The organism is Delftia sp. S65 (assembly GCF_016516495.1).
Taxonomy (GTDB): domain Bacteria; phylum Pseudomonadota; class Gammaproteobacteria; order Burkholderiales; family Burkholderiaceae_C; genus Comamonas; species Comamonas acidovorans.
This window is the reverse complement of the sequence record NZ_JACVUR010000002.1, coordinates 12,595-27,756: the sequence shown is the minus strand read 5'-3', so window position 1 is coordinate 27,756 and position 15,162 is coordinate 12,595. Positions and strand designations below refer to the sequence as shown.

Genomic DNA, 15,162 nt, shown 5'->3' with positions numbered 1-15,162 from the left:
ACCATGAGTTTTTCCGACATGATGAACATCGGCCTGATGCAGGGCTTCGCGGGGCTGAGCCTGTTCGCCGTGCTGCTGCTGATGGGCCTGGGCCTGGCCATCATCTTTGGCCAGATGGGCGTGATCAACATGGCGCATGGCGAGTTCATGACCATTGGCGCCTACACCATCTACCTGGGCTCCACGCTCACGGCGCAGCACGCGCCCGAGTTCATGCCCTACTACTTCCCGCTGGCCATCGTGGCCGCCTTCCTGTTCGCCTTCGCGGCCGGCTGGCTGGTGGAGTGGGGGCTGATCCGCCACCTCTACAAGCGCCCGCTGGACACGCTGCTGGCCACCTGGGGCGTGAGCCTGGCGCTGCAGCAGTGCTTTCGCACCTTCATCGGCCCCAAGGAAGTCAGCCCCACCCTGCCTGACTGGCTGATGGGCTCGTGGGCGCCGGCCGAGGGGCTGGACATTCCCATCAACGGCCTGTTCGTGCTGGCGCTGACCGCGGTGGTCACGGTCGGCGTGCTGATCGCGCTGCACAAGAGCCGCTGGGGCCTGCGCGTGCGTGCCACGGTCAGCAACCGCGTGATGGCCAACGCCATCGGCATCGACACCAAGAAGACCGACCGCCTGACCTTTGCCATCGGCTGCGGCATCGCAGGCGTGGCGGGCGCGGCCTTCACCACCATCGGCTCCACCGGCCCCACCTCGGGCTCGCTGTACATCGTGGACGCCTTCCTGGTGGTCACCTTCGGCGGCGCGGCCAGCCTGCTGGGCACCGTGGTCTCGGCCTTCGGCATTGCGCAGACGCAGTCCATCACCGAGTTCTTCCTCGCGGGCTCCATGGCCAAGGTGATCACGCTGTCGCTGATCGTCTTCATCCTGATGCTGCGTCCCCAGGGCCTGTTCGCTTCCAAGGTGCGGCGCTGATCCCGGCGCCGGCCCTGTCCACGAATTCCCCCGCGTTCCCCCGATTTCCCCTGAGTTCACCGGAGTCATTCCATGCAAGCCCTCAAAGCCTGGATACAGCGCTACCAGCTCGCCAGCCTGGTGCTGCTCACCGTCCTGCTGGCGGTGGTGCTGCCCCTGGCGCTGGACATCTTCCGCCTCAACCTGGTCGGCAAGTACCTGACCTATGCCTTCGTCGCCATCGGCCTGGTCATGGTCTGGGGCTATGGCGGCGTGCTCAGCCTGGGCCAGGGCGTGTTCTTCGGCCTGGGCGGCTACGCCATGGCCATGTTCCTGAAGCTGGAGGCGTCCGACCCCATCAGCACCAAGATCCAGTCCACGCCCGGCATCCCCGACTTCATGGACTGGAACCAGCTGACCGAGCTGCCCTCGTTCTGGCTGCCCTTCAAGAGCCTGCCGTTCTCGCTGGCCGCCGTCATCGCCGTGCCCACGCTGCTGGCCTGGCTCATCAGCTTCGCCATGTTCAAGCGCCGCGTGGGCGGGGTGTACTTCGCCATCATCACGCAGGCCGTGGCGCTGATCGTCACCGTGCTCATCATCGGCCAGCAGGGCTACACGGGCGGCGTCAACGGAATGACCGACCTCAAGACCCTGTGGGGCTGGGACACGCGCACCGACAGCGCCAAGTACATCCTCTACTACGTCTGCGTGGCTCTGCTGATCGGCGCCATCGTGCTGTGCCGCTGGATTCAGACGGGCAAGGTGGGCACCCTGCTGCTGGCCATGCGCGACAAGGAAGACCGCGTGCGCTTTTCCGGCTACGACGTGGCCAACTTCAAGGTCTTCGTGTTCTGCCTGGCCGCTGCGCTGTCGGGCATAGGCGGCGCCATGTTCACGCTGCAGGTGGGCTTCATGTCGCCCAGCTTCGTGGGCATCGTGCCCTCCATCGAGATGGTCATCTACGCCGCCGTGGGCGGGCGCATGAGCCTGGTGGGCGCCGTGTACGGCACGCTGCTGGTCAACGCGGGCAAGACCTATTTCTCGGAGAGCTTCCCGGACCTGTGGCTGTTCCTCATGGCGGGCCTGTTCATCGGCGTGACCATGGCCTTCCCGATGGGTCTGGCCGGCCTGTGGGAAAGCCGCATCGTTCCCTGGTGGAACAGCCGCCGCAAGGGCACGGCATCTGCCGCAGCGCCTGCCGCAGCGCAGGGAGCCCAGGCAGCACCTGCCCCGGCCCCGGCCGCCACCAAGCCCACGTCCGCCCTGTCCGAAGGCATGGGCCGCCAGGGCGCCTGAACCACAGCGGGAGCACACCATGAGCAATACCGACTTCACGCTGGCCGTGGAAGACCTGACGGTCTCCTTCGACGGCTTCAAGGCCATCGACGCGCTGAACCTGTACATCGACAAGAACGAGCTGCGCGTCATCATCGGCCCCAACGGCGCGGGCAAGACCACGCTGCTGGACCTGATCTGCGGCAAGACCCGCGCCACGGCCGGCAGCATCAAGTTCAAGAACGAGGAACTCACGCGCATGGCCGAGCACAAGCGCGTGCGCCTAGGGATCGGGCGCAAGTTCCAGACGCCGTCCATCTACGAAAACCTCTCGGTCTTCCAGAACCTGGAGGTCTCCTACCCGCAAGGCCGCTCGGTCTTCGGCGCGCTGGCCTTCAAGTGCACGGAGGCGGTGCGCGACCGCGTGCAGGCCGTGGCCGCCGACATCGGCCTGGACGAGCGCCTGGACACCGAGGCCGGCCTGCTCAGCCATGGCCAGAAGCAGTGGCTGGAGATCGGCATGCTGCTCATGCAGGAGCCCGAGCTGCTGATGCTGGACGAGCCCATCGCCGGCATGAGCGCCCGCGAGCGCGAACTGACGGCCGAGCTGCTGCAGCGCATCTGCAAGAACCGCTCCGTCATCGTCATCGAGCACGACATGGAGTTCGTCGCGCGCATCGCGCACAAGGTCACCGTCATGCACCAGGGAAAGATCCTCGCCGAGGGTCCCATGGACAAGGTGCAGGCCGACCCCAAGGTCATCGACGTCTACCTCGGCCACTGAGGCACGCACAAGGAATTCACATGCTGCAAGTCAAGGATCTGTACGTGGCCTATGGCCAGAGCGAGGCGCTGCACGGCATCAGCTTCGAGGGCCGCGAGAACGAAACCGTGGCCATCATGGGCCGCAACGGCATGGGCAAGACCACGCTGTTCAAAAGCCTGATGGGCGTCATGCCCGCCAAGAGCGGCCAGATCACCGTGGCCGGCCAGGACGTCACGAAGGACGAGAGCTTCCGGCGCGTGGCCAAGGGCATTGCCTACGTGCCCCAGGGTCGCATGATCTTCCCCACGCTGACCGTGGAAGAGAACATACAGACGGGCCTGGAGAACGCGAAGACGCGCCAGGTGCCCGACGACATCTACGCACTGTTCCCCGTGCTCTGGGACATGCGCCGGCGCAAGGGCGGCAACCTCTCGGGCGGGCAGCAGCAGCAGCTGGCCATTGCGCGTGCCCTGGTCACCGACCCCAAGGTGCTGCTGCTGGACGAGCCCACCGAGGGCATACAGCCTTCCATCATCAAGGACATCGCCAAGGCGCTCAACGAGATCCGCAAGCTGCGCCGCATCACCATCGTGGTCAGCGAGCAGGTGCTTTCCTTCGCCATGGATGTGGCCGACCGGCTGTTCGTCATCGAGGGCGGGAGATTGGTACATGAAACCGCGCGTGCCGATACCGACGAGCAGCGCATCAAGTCCTACCTCTCCGTCTGATCCGTTTTTTCCCACTGCCATCGCAAGGAGCACACCATGGCCGAAACCCTGATCAAGGTCGATCTCAACCAGTCCCCCTACGACAACCCGCAGGTGCACAACCGCTGGCATCCCGACATTCCCATGGCGGTCTGGGTGGAGCCGGGCGCGGAGTTCAAGCTGGAGACCTATGACTGGACCGGCGGCGCCATCAAGAACGACGACAGCGCCGAAGACGTGCGCGACGTGGACCTGTCCACCGTCCACTTCCTGTCCGGCCCCGTGGGCGTGAAGGGCGCCCAGCCCGGCGACCTGCTGGTGGTGGACCTGCTGGACATCGGCGCGCGCGACGACAGCCTCTGGGGCTTCAACGGCTTTTTCTCCAAGCAGAACGGCGGCGGCTTCCTGGACGAGCATTTCCCGCTGGCCCAGAAGTCCATCTGGGACTTCCACGGCATGTTCACCAAGAGCCGCCACATCCCCGGCGTCAACTTCGCAGGCCTCATCCACCCGGGCCTGATCGGCTGCCTGCCCGACCCCAAGATGCTGGCCAGCTGGAACGAGCGCGAGACCGGCCTCATCGCCACCGACCCCGACCGCATTCCCGGCCTGGCCAACCCGCCCAACGCCACCACCGCCCACATGGGCCAGATGCAGGGCGAGGCGCGCGACAAGGCCGCCGCCGAAGGCGCACGCACCGTGCCGCCGCGCGAGCACGGCGGCAACTGCGACATCAAGGACCTCTCGCGCGGCTCGCGCGTGTTCTTCCCCGTCTACGTGGACGGCGCGGGCCTGAGCGTGGGCGACCTGCACTTCAGCCAGGGCGATGGCGAGATCACCTTCTGCGGCGCCATCGAGATGGCCGGCTGGGTGCACATGAAGGTCTCGCTGATCAAGGGCGGCATGGCCAAGTACGGCATCAAGAACCCCATCTTCAAGCCCAGCCCCATGACGCCCAACTACAAGGACTACCTGATCTTCGAAGGCATCTCGGTGGACGAAAAGGGCAAGCAGCACTACCTGGACGTGACCGTGGCCTACCGCCAGGCCTGCCTGAACGCCATCGAATACCTGAAGAAATTCGGCTACAGCGGCGCCCAGGCCTACTCGCTGCTGGGCACGGCGCCCGTGCAGGGCCACATCAGCGGCGTGGTGGACGTGCCCAATGCCTGCGCCACGCTGTGGCTGCCCACGGAGATCTTCGACTTCGACATCAATCCCACGGCCGAGGGACCACAGAAGATCATCACGGGCGGGGTGGACCTGCCCATCGCCCAGGACAAGTAAGCCCGGCATACGACACCCGCCATCCACCATCCGCCAGAGGCCGCCCATGCCCACCTATGACTACCACTGCACCGCATGCGGCGGCTTCGACGCGCTGCGCAGCCTCTCGCAGCGCAACGAGCCCGCGCCCTGCCCCAGCTGCGAGGCGGCCTCGCCCCGCGTCTTCGTCAGCGCGCCGCGCCTGGCCTGCACCAGCCCCGAACAGCGCCGCGCCCACGACACCAACGAGCGCGCCCGGCACGAGCCCAGGCGCTCACGCGATGTGGCCGAGGGCAGCTACGCGCGCATGCGCCACCCTTCGGGCTGCGGCTGCTGCAGCGGCTCCAGCAAGCGCGGCTCCACGGTCACGGCGCCCAACGGCGCCAAGACCTTCCCGACCAAGCGGCCCTGGATGATCAGCCACTGACCTCGGCCCCTGCGCCGCACCAATGACAAAGGCCCGCGACGCGGGCCTTTGGCCTGCCTGGGCGTACCGCTCAGTGCACGGCGCCGATGAAGCCCGCCAGCTCCGGCGTCTGCGGGCTGGCGAACAGCTGCTTGGCCGGGCCGCTTTCATGGATCAGGCCCTGGTGCATGAACACCAGCTGGTCGCCCACGTCGCGGGCAAAGCGCATCTCGTGCGTGACCATGATCAGCGTCATGCCCTCGGCGGCGAGCTGCTTGACCACGGCCAGCACCTCGTTGACCAGCTCCGGGTCCAGGGCCGAGGTGATCTCGTCGCACAGCAGCACCTTGGGCTGCATGGCCAGCGCGCGTGCAATGGCCACGCGCTGCTGCTGGCCGCCGCTGAGCTGGTCGGGGTAGCTGTCGTACTTGTCGCCCAGGCCGACCTTGGCCAGCATCTGGCGCGCCAGCGCCGCCGCCTCGGGCTTTTTCACGCCCTTGACCACGGTGGGCGACAGGGCCACGTTCTCGCCCGCCGTCAGGTGCGGGAACAGGTTGAACTGCTGGAACACCATGCCCACGTTCAGGCGCAGCGCGCGCAGCTGGGCGGGCGAGGGCGCGCTGCCCTCCGAGCCCTTGAGCACGGCGTCGTCCACCACGATCTGGCCGGACTGGATGGCCTCCAGCCCGTTGATGGAGCGCAGCAGCGTGCTCTTGCCCGAGCCGCTGCGGCCGATGATGGCGACCACCTGGCCGCTGTCCACGCTCAGGTCCACGCCCTTGAGCACATGGTTGTTGCCGTAATGCTTGTGAACGGCGCGCACATCAACGAGCGGCATAGAGTTTCTTCTCCAGATGGGATGCGTAGAGGGACAGGGGCCAGCACAGCAGGAAGTAGCCTGCGGCGACCAGGCCGTAGATGAGGAAGGGCTGGAAGGTGGCGTTGGCCAGCATGGAGCCGAGCTTGGTCAGCTCGCTGAAGCCGATGATCGAGGCCACGGCCGTGCCCTTGATGATCTGCACCGAGAAGCCGACCGTGGGCGCTATCGACAGGCGCAGCGCCTGCGGCAGCACCACATGGCGCATCTGCTGCAGGTAGCCCATGGCCAGGCTGGACGAGGCTTCCCACTGGCCGCGGGGGATAGCCTCCACGCAGCCGCGCCAGACCTCGGCCAGGTAGGCGCTGGTGTACAGCGTCAGGCCGATGGCGGCCGCCGTCCAGGGCGAGATGTCCAGGCCGGCCATGGACGAGCCGAAGAACACGATGAACATCTGCATCAGCAGCGGCGTGTTCTGGAAGGCCTGGATATACGCCTTGGCCAGGCGGCGCAGGTTCTGGCTGCGGCCCACGCGGGCGAACAGCACCAGCAATCCGGTGGCGCCGCCCAGCACGAAGGCCAGCAGCGTCAGCGCCAGCGTGGCCAGCAGGCCCTCGGCCAGCTTGGCCAGGATGGGCAGCAGGGGAATGTCGGCAATCATGCGGCGTCTCCGGCAGTGGTTGCAGGTGCAGCAGGTGCAGCGGGCCGGGCTGCACGCGGCGTGCGGCGGCCCACCACGAAGCGCTGGCCTATCCAGGCCAGCAACTGGCGCAGTGCCAGGGCCAGCACGAAGTACGCCGCCGTCACCACCAGGTAGGTCTCGAACGCGCGGAAGTTGCGCGACTGGATGAAGTTGGCCGCAAACGTCAGGTCCTGGGCGGCGATCTGCGAGACCACCGAGGTGCCCAGCATCACGATCACGATCTGGCTGCTCAGCGAGGGCCAGACCCGCTGCAGCGCAGGGCGCAGCACCACATGGCGGAAGACCGCCCAGCGGCCCATGCCCAGCGCGCCAGCGGCTTCCAGCTGGCCGCGCGGCGTCTCCTGGATGCCGGCGCGCACGATCTCGGTGATGTAGGCGCCCAGGTTGATCACCGTGGTCAGCAGGCAGGCCTGCCATTCGTTGATCTGCACGCCCAGCGAAGGCAGGCCGAAGAACACGAACATCAGCTGCACCAGGAAGGGCGTGTTGCGTATGCCCTCCACGTACACCTTGAACAGCCAGTGCAGCGGCGCAATGCGCCAGGCGCGGCTGACGCCGCCGGCCACGCCGATGGCGCCGCCCAGCACGGCGCCCGCCGCCGTCAGCGCCAGCGTGAAGCCTGCGCCCTGTGCCAGCAGGCCGCTGTAGTCGAACACGGCGCCGAAGTCGAATTGATAGGCCATGGAAGGATTTCCGGGAACAGGGGCGCAGCGGTTACAGGGTGGCGGGCAGCGGCATCTTCATCCAGCGCTGGGACAGGCCGGTCAGGCGGCCGTCGGCCTTGAGCTTGGTGATGATGGCGTCCACCTTCTGCAGCAGCGCCGGCTCTCCCTTGGCCACGCCGATGTAGCAGGGCGTGTCCTCGACCGCGAACTTCACGTCCAGCTGGCGCAGCCTGGTGCGCTCGTTGACGGCGTTGGCCACGATGTTGCCCAGCGTCACCAGCTGCACCTGGCCCGTCAGATAGCTTTGCGCGGTGGCGTTGTTGTCCTCGTAGCGCTTGATGGTGGCCGAGGCCGGCGCCACCTGCGTGAGGGCCAGGTCCTCGGTGGAGCCGCGCGTCACGCCCACGGTCTTGCCGGCCAGGTCGGCAGGGGCCTTGATGCTCACGTCCTTGGGGCCGTAGACGCTCTTGGGGAAGGGCGCATAGGCCTGGGTGAAGTCGATCACCTTGGCGCGCTCGGCGTTCTTGCCCAGGCTGGAGATGACGATGTCGGCCTTGCCCGTGGTCAGGAAGGGAATGCGGTTGGTGCTGGTCACGGGCACCAGCTCCACCTTCACGCCCAGCTCCTGGGCCACCAGGGCCGCCATGTCGATGTCATAGCCCTGCAGCTTCAGGTCGGTGCCCAGCGAGCCGAAGGGCGGGAAGTCCTGCGGAATCGCCACGCGCAGCACGCCGGCCTTCTGGATGTTGGCCAGCATGTCGGCATGGGCTGCGCCGCCCAGGCCGGCAGCGGCCAGGGTGGCGGCCGCCAGGGCGGTGCGGATGAATGCGCGGCGGGGTGTCAGGGGGGAAGTCATGCGAAAGCTCCTTCGGGAGGTGGGGTGAGGCGAAAGGAAAGCGGGTCAGGGTCGGGCGCAGATGTATCGGGCGCCGTCGCGTCGGGCGCCGTTGCGTCGGGCGCCGTCGCGTCGTCCGGTGTGTCGAGATCGATGCCGCTGCGCCTGGCGGCCGACAGCAGGTGGGCGCGCATGGCGCCCGCGGCACCCGGCGCATCGCCCGCGCAGACGGCCTGCACGATGGCGTCGTGCTCGCGCACGGGCTGGTCGTCGGCGCCGCTCCAGGCAAACGGCAGGCGCAGGCTGTGGCTGATGGCCAGCTCCAGCTGGCGCGCCATGGCCACCAGGCCCGGGTTGCCCGACAGCTGGGCCAGCAGCAGGTGGAACTGCAGATCGGCGTCGGCGGCGGCCAGCAGGTCGCTGCGGGCGAGGGCATGGGCCAGCTGGGACTGGGTCCATTGCAGCTGGCGCAGGCCGCTGTCGTCGGCGCGCACGGCCGCCAGCGCGGCCCAGCCGGGCTCCAGCACCAGGCGCAGCTCGATCAGCTGGCGCGGCGACAGCGTGCCCAGCGCCGGGGTGGCATAGGCGCGGTGCATGCGTGCACGGCCGCTGTGCGGGCCGTTGATGCGCACGCCCTTGCCCGGCTGGATCTCGACCAGGCCCAGGGCCTCCAGCATGGACAGCGCCTCGCGCAGCGAAGCGCGGCTGATGCCCAGCTGCCGGGCCAGCTCGCGCTGCGGCGGCAGCTGGCTGCCGCCGGGATAGTGGCCGCTCAGGATGTGCTGCTGCAGCGTCTGGGCCATCGAGATCGGAATGCTTTGCATGGGCTGGCGCGGGTGGAGGGTTTTGGCCTGACTGGTCAGACCACGTACCCAGCAGATAGCGAATTGCGTGCCAGATGCAAAAAAAGGAGCGTTGTCCTCAGGCACTGCAAAGAATCCGGGGCGATGGGGCATCGACAATCCGCCCCGAAGGCGCTGCCGGCGGCCCGCGCTGCCGCGCTTTGGTGCAGTGCCGCATGGCTTTGTGCAGGCCTGCCCCGAATGCGGGCGTAAAACCCGCACTGCAGGCCGCCGCCAGCCGCCGTAGAATCCCGGGCTTTGGCCCGAGGAGCGTTGCAGCGCGGCACCCGCCCATCCGTACACCGGATCGCGTGCCGCGTCAGGCTTGGGCCAGGTGCAGGTTCCCGGCCGGACCGCGCCCACGGTGCCAACGACGCTCACCTGTTGCCATGCCGTTTTTGCAGGTGAGCTTGATGTCGTCCTCTTTCACTCCCCCTCCCATGCGTCTGTCGGGCCTGGAGCCCGTCTCCATCGGCGAGGGCACGCTGTTCGTCAACGTGGGCGAGCGCACCAACGTCACGGGCTCCAAGGCCTTTGCGCGCATGATCCTCAACGAGCAGTACGAGGAAGCGCTGTCCGTGGCACGCCAGCAGGTGGAAAACGGCGCCCAGGTGATCGACGTGAACATGGACGAGGCCATGCTCGACAGCAAGGCCGCCATGGTGCGCTTCCTGAACCTCATCGCCTCCGAGCCCGACATCGCCAAGGTGCCGGTCATGGTGGACAGCTCCAAGTGGGAAGTCATCGAGGCCGGCCTGCGCTGCCTGCAGGGCAAGGGCATCGTCAACTCCATCTCCATGAAGGAAGGCCTGGATGAATTCAAGCGCCAGGCCCGGCTGATCAGGCGCTACGGCGCGGCCGCCGTGGTCATGGCCTTCGACGAGAAGGGCCAGGCCGACACCTACCAGCGCAAGATCGAGATCTGCGAGCGCGCCTACCGCATCCTGGTGGACGAGGTGGGCTTCCCGCCCGAGGACATCGTCTTCGACCCCAACATCTTCGCCGTGGCCACCGGCATCGAGGAGCACGACAACTACGCCGTGGACTTCATCGAGGCCGTGCGCTGGATCAAGCGCAACCTGCCCGGCGCCAAGGTCTCGGGCGGTGTCTCCAACGTGAGCTTCAGCTTCCGCGGCAACGACCCCGTGCGCGAGGCCATCCACACCGTCTTCCTGTACCACGCCATCTCGGCAGGCATGGACATGGGCATCGTCAACGCCGGCATGGTCGGCGTCTATGACGACCTGGAGCCCCAGCTGCGCGAGCGCGTGGAAGACGTGGTGCTCAACCGCCGCCCTGACGCCGCCGAGCGCCTGCTGGAGATCGCCGACGCCGCCAAGGGCGCCGCCAAGGACGACAGCAAGAAGCTCGAATGGCGCGGCACGCCCGAGAACCCGAAGACCGTGGGCGAGCGCCTGTCGCACGCCCTGGTGCACGGCATCACCGACTTCATCGTCGTCGACACCGAAGAGGCCTACCAGCAGATCGTGGTGCAGGGCGGCGGCCGCCCGCTGCACGTGATCGAAGGCCCGCTCATGGACGGCATGAACATCGTGGGCGACCTGTTCGGCGCCGGCAAGATGTTCCTGCCCCAGGTGGTCAAGTCGGCGCGCGTGATGAAGCAGGCCGTGGCCCACCTCGTGCCCTACATCGAAGAGGAAAAGCGCCAGCAGGAAGCGGCGGGCCTGGACGTGTCCAGCAAGGGCAAGATCGTCATCGCCACCGTCAAGGGCGATGTGCACGACATCGGCAAGAACATCGTCACCGTGGTCCTGCAGTGCAACAACTTCGAGGTCATCAACATGGGCGTGATGGTGCCCTGCCATGAGATCCTGGCCCGGGCCAAGGCCGAGGGCGCGGACATCATCGGCCTGTCGGGCCTGATCACGCCCAGCCTCGAAGAGATGCAATACGTCGCCGGCGAGATGCACAAGGACGACTACTTCCGCATCAAGAAGATTCCGCTGCTGATCGGCGGCGCCACCTGCTCGCGCGTGCACACCGCCGTCAAGATCGCGCCCAAGTACGAAGGCCCCGTGGTCTACGTGCCCGATGCCTCGCGCAGCGTCAGCGTGGCCCAGAGCCTGCTGGGCGAGAACAAGGGCAACTACCTGGCCGAGATCCAGGCCGACTACGACAAGGTCCGCACCCAGCACGCCAACAAGAAGAAGACACCGCTGTGGCCTCTGGCAAAGGCCCGCGCCAACGCCACGCCCGTGGACTTTTCCCAGGCCCCCGTGGCGCCGCGCGCCCTGGGCCGGCGCGTGTTCCGCAACTTCGACCTGGCCGAGATCGCCGAGTACATCGACTGGGGCCCGTTCTTCCAGACCTGGGACCTGGCCGGCCCCTATCCGGCCATCCTCGACGACGAGATCGTGGGCGTCGAGGCGCGCAAGGTGCTGGCGGACGGCCAGGCCATGCTCAAGAAGATCATCGAAGGCCGCTGGCTGCAGGCCAACGGCGCCATCGGCCTGTTCCCTGCCAACCGCGTGGGCGATGACATCGAGTTCTACGCCGACGAGTCCCGCAGCCAGGTGCTGATGACCTGGTACGGCATGCGCCAGCAGACCGAAAAGCAGATGGTGGAAGGCCCGGATGGCCAGCCCGTGATGCGCCCCAGCCGCTGCCTGTCCGACTTCGTGGCCACCAAGGAATCGGGCATCCAGGACTACGCTGGCCTGTTCGCCGTCACGGCCGGCATCGGCGCCGAGAAGAAGGACAAGGAGTTCGAAGACGCGCTGGACGACTACTCCGGCATCATGTTCAAGGCCCTGGCCGACCGCCTGGCCGAGGCCTTCGCCGAATGCCTGCACCAGCGCGTGCGCAAGGACCTGTGGGGCTATGCGCCCGATGAGGACCTCAGCAACGAAGCGCTGATCAAGGAACAGTACAAGGGCGTGCGCCCCGCGCCCGGCTACCCGGCCTGCCCCGACCACAGCGCCAAGACCGACCTGTTCGCCGTGCTCAAGGCAGACGAGATCGGCATGACGCTGACCGAAAGCCTGGCCATGAACCCGGCCTCCAGCGTCAGCGGCTTCTACATCGGCCACCCCGACTCCGTCTACTTCAACGTCGGCGAGATCGGCGAGGACCAGCTCGCCGACATGGCCGCGCGCCGGGGCATGGACATCGAGGAACTGCGCAGGCTGCTGGCGCCGAATCTCGCCTGATATTGGGTTGACCGCTGGCTTGGCTACGCCGGTCAGGCGTGCGATTTCTCGCTATTTTGGACAAAGGCATTCATCTTTGACTGGAATAGCGGACAGGGCGCGCCAGCGGCGCAGGCAGTCGATCAGAAGATGTGATCCGGCTGAGCGTTCAAGCGCGCGCCGATGCTGCCGGGGCCAGGATGCCCTACAAGGGCCCGGTGCACGCCAGCCGAACCCGCACCTCCTTGTTGGCGACCAGGGCCGGGTCGGTCGCAAGGACGAGTTTTCTCTCCCCCCCGCTGCCCAGGTCGATCAGGCCTTCCTGCAGTACCTGCCGGACGCCCCCTCGGTTCACGCTGCTCGTGTAGGTCGCCAGAGCCGAGAGGCATCCGCACTCGCCAATCGATTTGCGCAGTTGAACACGGGTGTTCGCCCACACCACGTTGGACTCTGTGGAAGTCTTCGTCGCCGTGATCGACACGCAGGCTGAAAGATCGTTCTGAAACGTTATCTGGTCGGCATGGGCAGCAAAGGCAGATCCACCGAACAAGGCAGACCATATTAAAAATCGAGCCATGCTATGCACGTGTGCCTCCGTTTGTCACTCTTGCCGGGACGTAATTGACTTTCAGGATGAAATAGCTACGTGAACTGGACTTCGCCTTCGACCGAAGAATCGGGAAGAATCTATGCTCAACCTCAATACACCCGTGGCTGAAGCCTTTGGTTGAATCATGCAGATAAAAGCCGCTGCGAACGGGGTTGCAAGCGATGCGCGTTTGAGCGTCGGCAGGCTCCATCCGTGCCCGGTTCTGCCCCCAGTTTGCCCAATAGGCTTCGCAGCTTCCAGCGGCAGCTCCGCGTGGAATCGTCTGGACTCCCCATCCGGGAGACAGGTTGCATCTTCCCGCACCGTCGTCCTTCGCCGCCCCACGGTCGGTGACGAGCACCTTGTACACCCCCTCCGGAATTGGTCCGCTGTCTTTGATGCACTGATTTTCTGGCATCTGAAAACCTGGAAGTCCTGTCGTTGCCTTGAAGCTACCCGAGCCATTCCATGTCAGCTTCTGCCCATCAAACTCCATATCTGGTATCACAAACGGTCCCTCCAATTTTCTAAAGTCGCATCAGTCGAATTTCTCGGTAACCACGGTTTGATGCCATCCAGCTTTATAAGCTTCATCTGGATCAGAGCTCGGGGCAGCTTAATGCGCTTATTGCCTCGGAGGCAAGTTGGAGGGAACGTGTTTTTGCGACATGCTGTAACGATCTTGTATACCAATTCGCTGCAATTGCATTCAGGTATACCTGATTGCCATGGATGAGGTCGCCTGAATATACCTACTGCCAGAGTCCAAAAAAACAAGGCGCACGAGGCGCCTTGTCATGGGTCAGCGGGATGGGAGTTTCAGAGCCCGATTTCCTTGTTGTACGCCTTGCGCGCCGCCACGGCCGTGTCCGTGAAGTCGGTGAACACGCCGTCGATGCCCAGGCGGTAGTAGGTCAGGTATTCCTGCACGGGGTCGCCCTTGTACAGGCCGGCCAGGCGGCCCGGCTCGTTGCGGAAGGTGAAGCTGTGCACGATCAGGCCGGCCTTGTGGGCTTCGCGGATCAGGCCCGTGTCCTTGACGGTGTTCACGTCCTTGAGGCCGGCGCCGTCCTTGTAGGGCACGACGGAGTGGGCCAGGACCTGGGGCTTCCAGGGGCCGATGCCGTCGGCATAGGTCTTGATGTCGGCCAGGCCTGCGGGCGTGAGCATGGCGGCGAAGGTGCGGGCGTCGCCGGCCAGGGTCCAGCTGTAGGGGCGGCCGCTGATGAAGGTCCACTCATCGTTGGTGATGTAGACCATGGAGCCGTCGCGCAGGCTGAAGTCGTTGCCGTCGATCAGCTGCACGCCCTTGGCCTTCATGCCGGCCTGGCGCAGGTACTTGAGGCTGGCCGGGTCGAAGCTCTGGATGTAGATGGCCGAGTCCTTGGCGTTGAGCTTGTTCTGGTCCAGCAGCTTGATCACCGCGTCTTCGAAGGGGCGCGAGCCGGGCGCGCCGCAGCCGTTGGCGATCGCCTGCTGGTTGTTCCAGTAGGGGTTCTTGGTCTCGGCGTAGACGGGGATGGTGCGGCCCAGGGCCTTGCCCTTGGCGGCGGCGATGTCCAGCACGTCCTGGGCGCTGATCAGGGGCAGCTTGCCGTTCCACTCGGTGGGGCGCTCGCTGCGGTTGTCCAGGATGGTGCCGCCCAGCCAGGTGCGCAGCTCCTGCAGCGTGAAGTCGCTGATGGACCAGTCGTTGCGGTGGTCCTCGCCATCGACCACCAGGGCCTTGAGCACGGACTTGGGATCGTTGGCGTCCAACTGGTCGCTCAGGTATTGCGAGGGGCCGTTGGCAGGCACGGCGGGGTACTTCACGTTGACCAGCACGCCGGCCGTGGTGCGCTGGCGGCGTGCCACTTCGGCATTGGTCTTGGCCACGTCGGCCACGTTGGTGCTGTCGCTGAGCCAGGCGTTGTGGCGGGCGACCAGCTGGCAGTCCTTCGTCATGTGCATGTCGAGTTCGAGCATGTCCGCGCCTGCATCGGCGGCGGCCTCGTAGGCCATGCGCGTCTGCTCCGGGAACTTGCCCGAGAAGCCGCGGTGGGCGATCACCTGGGGCTGCTTTCCGTCGAGCGTGAGGTAGAACGAGCCGCCGTCACCGCCGCAGGCCGTGAGGACTGCAGCCGCGCACAGGGACGCGAGCAGGGGAGTGCGGGAAAAGGACATAGGACGTTGGGTCATATCCGAAGCAGTGGTGGGTTGATGAACGGCGCGCAATGCGCCAACTCAGCAGCGTATGCAGTCAGCC

At 66.2% G+C, this 15,162-nt stretch carries 14 protein-coding genes and 1 riboswitch; of the genes, 7 read left to right on the top strand and 7 right to left on the bottom strand.

The window, feature by feature from the left end; genetic code table 11:
* The first annotated feature begins 3 nt into the window (after nucleotides 1–3).
* From urtB to IAE24_RS02060, 6 genes are all read left to right on the top strand, one after another.
* A complete protein-coding gene (urtB, locus tag IAE24_RS02085; RefSeq protein ID WP_199958856.1) occupies nucleotides 4–918 on the top strand; it encodes an urea ABC transporter permease subunit UrtB in 915 nt (304 codons plus the stop codon).
* Nucleotides 919–990: 72 nt separating this feature from the next.
* Complete coding sequence (gene urtC / locus IAE24_RS02080) at nucleotides 991–2,193, top strand: urea ABC transporter permease subunit UrtC (RefSeq protein ID WP_099752731.1); 1,203 nt, start codon at nucleotides 991–993, stop codon at nucleotides 2,191–2,193.
* A 19-nt stretch (nucleotides 2,194–2,212) separates the two neighbouring features.
* Nucleotides 2,213–2,956 carry an urea ABC transporter ATP-binding protein UrtD gene (gene urtD, locus IAE24_RS02075; RefSeq protein ID WP_012202162.1) on the top strand — a complete coding sequence of 248 codons (744 nt, stop codon included), beginning with the start codon at nucleotides 2,213–2,215 and terminating at the stop codon, nucleotides 2,954–2,956.
* A gap of 20 nt (nucleotides 2,957–2,976) precedes the next feature.
* Complete coding sequence (gene urtE, locus IAE24_RS02070; protein WP_012202163.1) at nucleotides 2,977–3,666, top strand: urea ABC transporter ATP-binding subunit UrtE; 690 nt, start codon at nucleotides 2,977–2,979, stop codon at nucleotides 3,664–3,666.
* 36 nt (nucleotides 3,667–3,702) lie between these two features.
* Entirely contained in the window at nucleotides 3,703–4,932 is a 1,230-nt protein-coding gene (fmdA, locus tag IAE24_RS02065; RefSeq protein ID WP_013800108.1) for a formamidase, read from the top strand.
* A gap of 46 nt (nucleotides 4,933–4,978) precedes the next feature.
* Nucleotides 4,979–5,338, top strand: coding sequence for an FmdB family zinc ribbon protein (locus tag IAE24_RS02060; protein ID WP_199958864.1), 360 nt, complete (start codon nucleotides 4,979–4,981; stop codon nucleotides 5,336–5,338).
* A gap of 70 nt (nucleotides 5,339–5,408) precedes the next feature.
* On the opposite strand, the gene IAE24_RS02055 is transcribed toward IAE24_RS02060, so the two are convergent.
* The 5 genes from IAE24_RS02055 to IAE24_RS02035 are packed head-to-tail and all read right to left on the bottom strand — an operon-like array spanning nucleotide 5,409 to nucleotide 9,161.
* Nucleotides 5,409–6,155 (bottom strand): amino acid ABC transporter ATP-binding protein, encoded by a 747-nt coding sequence (locus IAE24_RS02055; protein WP_016448706.1) that lies wholly within the window; start codon nucleotides 6,153–6,155, stop codon nucleotides 5,409–5,411.
* Entirely contained in the window at nucleotides 6,142–6,795 is a 654-nt protein-coding gene (locus IAE24_RS02050; protein ID WP_199958867.1) for an amino acid ABC transporter permease, read from the bottom strand. Before IAE24_RS02050 ends, IAE24_RS02055 begins: the two co-directional genes overlap by 14 nt.
* On the bottom strand, nucleotides 6,792–7,520 hold the full coding sequence (locus tag IAE24_RS02045; RefSeq protein WP_016448704.1) for an amino acid ABC transporter permease: 729 nt from the start codon (nucleotides 7,518–7,520) through the stop codon (nucleotides 6,792–6,794). The genes IAE24_RS02050 and IAE24_RS02045 overlap by 4 nt, the downstream gene beginning before the upstream one ends.
* Nucleotides 7,521–7,551: 31 nt before the next feature.
* A complete protein-coding gene (locus IAE24_RS02040; protein ID WP_013800110.1) occupies nucleotides 7,552–8,358 on the bottom strand; it encodes a transporter substrate-binding domain-containing protein in 807 nt (268 codons plus the stop codon).
* Nucleotides 8,355–9,161 (bottom strand): FadR/GntR family transcriptional regulator, encoded by an 807-nt coding sequence (locus tag IAE24_RS02035; RefSeq protein ID WP_199958869.1) that lies wholly within the window; start codon nucleotides 9,159–9,161, stop codon nucleotides 8,355–8,357. Before IAE24_RS02035 ends, IAE24_RS02040 begins: the two co-directional genes overlap by 4 nt.
* A 277-nt stretch (nucleotides 9,162–9,438) precedes the next feature.
* Nucleotides 9,439–9,565: riboswitch (S-adenosyl-L-homocysteine riboswitch) on the top strand.
* A gap of 54 nt (nucleotides 9,566–9,619) precedes the next feature.
* Between IAE24_RS02035 and metH the strand changes: the two genes are divergently transcribed.
* Nucleotides 9,620–12,349, top strand: a complete 2,730-nt coding sequence (gene metH / locus IAE24_RS02030; RefSeq protein ID WP_199958876.1) for a methionine synthase — start codon at nucleotides 9,620–9,622, stop codon at nucleotides 12,347–12,349.
* 184 nt (nucleotides 12,350–12,533) lie between these two features.
* Here metH and IAE24_RS02025 read toward each other — a convergent pair whose 3' ends face one another.
* Both IAE24_RS02025 and IAE24_RS02015 read right to left on the bottom strand, forming a co-directional pair.
* Complete coding sequence (locus tag IAE24_RS02025) at nucleotides 12,534–12,905, bottom strand: DUF2195 family protein (RefSeq protein ID WP_026062624.1); 372 nt, start codon at nucleotides 12,903–12,905, stop codon at nucleotides 12,534–12,536.
* An 831-nt stretch (nucleotides 12,906–13,736) separates the two neighbouring features.
* Entirely contained in the window at nucleotides 13,737–15,080 is a 1,344-nt protein-coding gene (locus tag IAE24_RS02015) for a glycerophosphodiester phosphodiesterase family protein (RefSeq protein WP_199958903.1), read from the bottom strand.
* Nucleotides 15,081–15,162: the final 82 nt, after the last annotated feature.